The 5,607-nt window shown below is 54.2% G+C and carries 5 protein-coding genes; 3 read left to right on the top strand and 2 right to left on the bottom strand.

All coding sequences use genetic code 11. The features are described 5' to 3' along the window. Positions 1–993 (bottom strand): DUF6498-containing protein (locus DJ74_RS18750; protein WP_254922160.1); only part of this gene is annotated, 993 nt, incomplete at its 3' end. Positions 994–2,765: 1,772 nt separating this feature from the next. Here DJ74_RS18750 and DJ74_RS09885 point away from each other — a divergent pair. Together DJ74_RS09885 and DJ74_RS09890 are read left to right on the top strand one after the other, a co-directional pair. Further along, positions 2,766–3,104: a type II CAAX prenyl endopeptidase Rce1 family protein gene (locus DJ74_RS09885; protein ID WP_094527141.1), complete on the top strand. Its 339-nt coding sequence runs from the start codon at positions 2,766–2,768 to the stop codon at positions 3,102–3,104. A 260-nt stretch (positions 3,105–3,364) separates the two neighbouring features. Beyond that, positions 3,365–3,766, top strand: a complete 402-nt coding sequence (locus tag DJ74_RS09890) for a hypothetical protein (RefSeq protein WP_094527142.1) — start codon at positions 3,365–3,367, stop codon at positions 3,764–3,766. A gap of 416 nt (positions 3,767–4,182) precedes the next feature. Here the strand turns inward: DJ74_RS09890 and DJ74_RS09895 are convergent, their stop codons facing one another. After that, positions 4,183–4,602 (bottom strand): DUF5518 domain-containing protein, encoded by a 420-nt coding sequence (locus DJ74_RS09895; RefSeq protein ID WP_094527143.1) that lies wholly within the window; start codon positions 4,600–4,602, stop codon positions 4,183–4,185. Between the two features lie 178 nt (positions 4,603–4,780). On the opposite strand from DJ74_RS09895, the gene DJ74_RS09900 reads away from it, so the two are divergent. Then, positions 4,781–5,607: GAF domain-containing protein (locus tag DJ74_RS09900; protein WP_176451335.1), on the top strand; the 827-nt coding region annotated here is incomplete at its 3' end.

Below are 5,607 nucleotides of genomic sequence, written 5' to 3' on the forward strand. Positions count from 1 at the left end.
CTGATCTTCGGAATTACCGCGTCGCTGGTATTCGATGGTACCGTATCGGAGGTAGTAGCTGCCGACCCGGACCGCAATAATACAGAGAAGTATACAGAGACCGATACTGCCCCAGAAGATGTTCCCGGTGAAGATCGCGGCGATAATTCCGAAGATCAGAACCGCTACGCCACGATTAAAAACGGTTAGCAGTATCGCGCTGGTACTTCCGAGAAGTACCGCTTTCGGGCTGACCGTCACACGTGCCCGGATATCCCCGTCAGCGGGGTCAGATTCCGGCTGCGGACGACGGAGTTCATCGTCGTCACCAAACCGATCAAGAAGTGCTCGCAAGCCTGATGCGATCGGTCCAGTAGATTCCCCCGATACCGAAAGGATGGTTTTCACGAGCACAAATCCACTGAGCACAGCGACACCTGCCGCCTGACTCGCTGTCAGTCCGACCATCCCGAGTAGCATCATCGCCATCGTGAGCTGGGTTGGTCGCTGAAGAATCTCGCGGGCAGACACCGTCTCGTACTCCCCGGTCTCGAGATAGCCGACACGAAACTCGATTACCTGCGCAATCAACAGCGCACCGATGCTCACACCGACCGGCCATGAAATTGTTATTCCGGTTTCGACCGTAATCCATGACAGGAGCGTGATTGGGACGATAGTAGATATCCAAAGGCCGAGGATAGATAGCGCAAACGGCACGTTTCGTGGATACACCGGTGGAAGCGTCGGGAGTAAATGCCATCCACCTCGTTTGTGTCGTAACTCATGGAGCGGCTCCCGCTGTCCAACGAGATCAGGCGAACCTTGCTTCGCGAACAGCGATTTTAACGCACCGAGAAGGACCGTACTAAAAGCCTCAATCCAGTAGAGCGCCAGGAGGGTCCAGATATTCCAGCCGCTGATGAGTACGCCGGCTAGGGGAATCATATTTGCTGCGATAATTGCGAAGTCGGAGGTCGTTCGGTGCGGTACTGTGGAGGGCGCACTCCGCATATTATGGCGAATACAGGTCTGAGAAATTCAACCTGTGGGAATACACTCGCAAATTCAGATATATAAGTTAATATATCATTTCTTGCTGATAAGTGTCGTGGACAATCGCCGCCACGATAATAATAGGACAATCACCCAGAACAGGGTCCAGATGTTCACAAGCAGCGGCGAGCCGAGTAGCCCCTCACTAGTCAAGACTCCAGATGCGAGCAGTGGGTTTGCGATTCGCAGTACGACAACGAGGAATAGAACAAACGGAAGGAGAAGCATCCCAGTAAAAATGATCCACCGCCGTTTCTGTGACAGTACACTGGCGGCTCGGTATAGTGGGGGACCAATAAGTAGCAGAACGATGCTGAGGCCGACGGCGAGGCGCACTGCTGGATCAGCGGTCGGGAAGGCTCCACGCAGGATGACCATTTCGTCACCTCCGGACTGCGCCACAGTATACAGCCGACCGAAGGGCATTGTCGCGAAAACAAGACAAAATCCTACAGACCGTTTGACCGGTGACTCTGTCGGATTCAATAACCGATACCCGATCCACATCAACCCGTAGCTCCAAAGAAGTCCCGCGAGTGGTGCCAAAACAATCTCCGGCGTTTTCGAACAAGCAAGCTGCCAACTGTTGAAATTTCGTGGTCCCCACGCGCCACAAATGAGACGACCGACTCCCGTGTGCGCGATCTCATGGACTTCGTTGTGTACAAAGAGTAACGCCACGAAGGCGATCGCCCAGCGGCTATCTCCATTGAAGGATAGTGGTTGCTCAGAGTTCATGAATGGTAGCCGATCCTCAGCACTGTACCTCCGTTAGTGACTGCCTGTCTACACTGAGAGCATGTGATCTTCGGGTGACAGCGGCAGAGTAGTTAATTTGATTAGAACCACAGCAACCTACACCGATTATCAAGTAACAAACGGTTCTGCGAAGAGACGGTGGCTGATAATGTTCCAGTATCATGTGTTTCTATACGATAATCGGGTTAATAATGGCTAATAGGGTGTTTCAAGTGCGGAAACGTAGAATTTGATAGTATATATCTGACCCGGTGAGAAGCAGGATAAGCGGACTTTGACATCCTCCCCGCCCTGAAGGGCGAGGATTCCCTCGTGGGGCATCGGGCCGTTCCCAAGCCCCCGAGGGCAACTTCCTCCCACGAAGGGAGTACCGGGTTCGTGCGCTCCACGTCAGGGCGGTGAGCGCGTGGTGACGCTGACTCGTTGCGAGTCGCCCTGCTTGTGGCGTTCCCTGCGCCCAGTCCCAAACGGACTGTGCGAACGCGAGGACTCACGCCCCTCGTTTCGAGGAGCGTGACACGGGTCGTGCCATCGACCGTACTCCGCCACACAGCTTCGTGGCGAAGTGCAACCGCGAACGGGGCGTGTTTTGGTTAAGCCGTCACCCCCTCTCGTACACGAGCATTACTGCCCGTCCCAGCGGGGTTACGGGTTCTGTGAGGACGGTGAACGAGTCTCAACCACGCACTCCCCACCTCGTTGTGAACCGAAGTGGTGGGCGTGGAACCGTCCGTGTCGGCGGGAAGCGACCCCGAGTCTTCCGATTGATACTTTACGCGATTGGCTTGCTACTATGTTCGATGCCGGGCTAGTTGATGATGTCGGTTGTGTAGGGTTTGTCGGATTCATTCCCGCGCTAAAGCACGGGGCTTTCTCCTTGATTTCCGTAAACCTGAAAGTCCCACCGCTCGGGATTCTTCTGTGTTTACATTTGATGGCGTGACGACTATAATCCGCTGGACCGGATTCAGATGCCCTCAGTTGAAGGGATTGCGTGGATTGGCTTCATACCGATCGGGTACGAGATGGCGGTGCGAGCGGTGACCCCGGTATTGCCAATGCTCGGGTTGAGCTACACCACGCACGGTGGCACTGCGACGTGGCGGGTATTCTTCGACCACCCGGAGATCATTGTCCCGGGCTTGGTGATCATGTTCGCAGCTATGACACCCATGGAAGAGATCCTATACAGAGGGGTAGTCCACGATGCGCTGGAACCGGCGATCGGATCGCCCTGTCGGGTGCTTATTGGCGGTCTCCTTTTCGGTGGAATACATCTGTTCGGCTCTGTTGAAATCCTCAGTAAGTGATATATTGATCCGGTCGTGGTCAATACAGGGGCTCATACACCAGATTAGACGAAATATTTGGCTCTGTTGAAATGCTTATAAAGTGATAAATTTTTTTATTCGGCGTAGTCGTACAGCATGTATATTCAGCGGAGTACCTTTGACAACGGTGGGCGTCACGAGAGACGGACTAGTCGGTGTCGTAGAATGTAGCCAATTTGGATGAACGGACTCATCTCGTGTGGCGAAATTTTATGTTTCATCGTTCTTGACCGCAATTTGTGACCGAACAGCCCTCCAATACTGAGATAGATATCGGACTTATTGCCCAGACGATCTTCGTTCTCGCAGTGGTTATCGGCATCCCTTCGGCGTTTGCGCTCGATGGACAACTCCGCTCTCTCACCTTCGTAATCCTAGCCGTCCTGCTGCTCGTAGGCTTTCTCGTCGTCGGTTACCGCCACGCACGCCGACAGAAGTCTCTTCACCAGCACATCGCTTTTTTGATAGTTTGGTTCGGTGGTTTCGCTCTAGCGGACCGGCTCGCCCGCATAGCAAGCAGCCGGCTCCCAGAGCCAATTCCATACCTCTTGGCGATAGGCGTCACGCTCGGTGCACTGTGGGCCGGTTCACGGCTTGCTTACGGTGGTGCACTGACTCGGGCAGTGTTTGGGTCAGACTGAGACTTCAGTAGGAGACTAAACTGGTAAGTCGAGGTTCGGATACTCCCAATACAAGCGTTCTATGTCGCATTCACAGACACGTTCTGTCGGTTAGTTCGGGATCTAGATGGTGAAATATCGTAGCCCCCGGCTGACTGTATCCTCTCTATTCGGCACGCGATACTTGTCAGTTTCAGAGGATTTCAACAGGGCCATCTGTTCTTTTCGGGTGGGATTGTGTCAATACTCCTCACGAGCATTTTAGCTATCCTTGCGGCTGGTGCCTACGAGCGGACAAAAAATTTGACTGTGCCAATCACGACGCACGCAGGCTATTGGCTCATGTTCACCACTATTTAGCTGGAGTTGGGGGCGAAGTCATCCTTTTTAATTAACAAGCCGGGAGCAAAGCAAGCGAACAACTCATTATCACTTGATCACGATGCTTGGTCGACTCCGAAACCACCGACAGTGTTTGCTGCCCAGCCACCAATCCGACCAAAAATAAGGCCGAACACCGGCGAGAGACACAGAATCATCACGACGGCGATAAGGAAGAACACGATCGTGTTGAGTGACCACGCTACAGCCGTGGCTTCTGTAAGGATAAATCCAGATACCGCAACCACACCACCTAGAAAGCCAGCACGGAGCCCAGCAGCACTCGGCCCTACCGAGCGCTTAGCCGCGATGGCGCCCGCGACCATTGGCCCAACTATTATTGCCCCGCCACCAGCAGTCGCTTCAGAGTTCGGAAGCCAATTTATTACAGCAGTTGCGGGTAGTGCAGCTATTGTTCCGAGAATCACAACGCGCCAGATTTGAGAAATTCGACGGCCTTGGGTGTTCGAGGGCATACCCTGTATTCTACAACTATACATTTAATCCACTTCTTGGGTTGCTGACTCTGAAACAGCGACAGAACAACACCGGTGTCAGTGACCAGTATCTAAGTTGTAAACTGCGGTTTAACCGGACAACACGTATAACTAGCCGACGGGAAAACACCGATAGAACGAGGAGGTCCCTACGTGAATGGAGTTGGAACATCGTCTCGCAGAAGCACCGATGGGAGTTATCACCGTCCGAGATGGGGTGGTGTGCGCGTGGAATGATCGGGCGGCCGATATCCTTACAACTGACACACCTGACGGTGAGCCAATTGCTGGGGTGTTTCCCCAGTCGGTCGAAGGGTCGCTCACAAAGGCGTTCGAAGGGACATCGATATCTGATGTAGCATTCGAAGAGTACTATCCAGAAGTCGACCGCTGGCTGTCAGTGTCAGTTGTTCCTGACGACGATGCGGCAACTGTCTACGTTACCGACATCACTGAAAAACGCACCAACAAGCAAACGATCGAACGGCTTCGTTCGGAGTCCGAGCGGGCCGAAATGGTCGATACTCTGATCGCCGACGTGCTTGAGGGGTTGGTCGGAGCTACGTCTCAGGGCGCGGTCATGGAGACTATCCGGGACCAACTGGGGACATCGGACCAGTACCGGTTCGTATGGACCGGTGAGTACGCCGTCGACGGCGACGAACTCGTTATGAGCGGCGTTGCGGGTGAGCAGGGAGAACTGTTCCCGGCGGTCCGCGAGGCAGTGAAAAGTGGACAGGCTACCCCGGAACGGCGAGCGGTCGAACAGCAGCGCCCCAAACTGGTGCAATCGTTAAGCGAGAATCCATCAGTCCCGGACGCGGTTCGTGCCGCTGGATTCGCGGACGGAGTCCAGTCGGTGTTCGCGCTCCCGTTAGTGTACGGCTCCAGCGTGTACGGCGTTGTCGGTGTCTATGCGGGAACCGAAACCGCATTCAGCGATCACGTACAGGCCAGCTTTGAGACACTCGGTGAACTAGCAGG

The sequence above is a fragment of the Halorubrum sp. Ea8 genome (assembly GCF_002252925.1).
In the GTDB taxonomy this organism is placed as follows: domain Archaea; phylum Halobacteriota; class Halobacteria; order Halobacteriales; family Haloferacaceae; genus Halorubrum.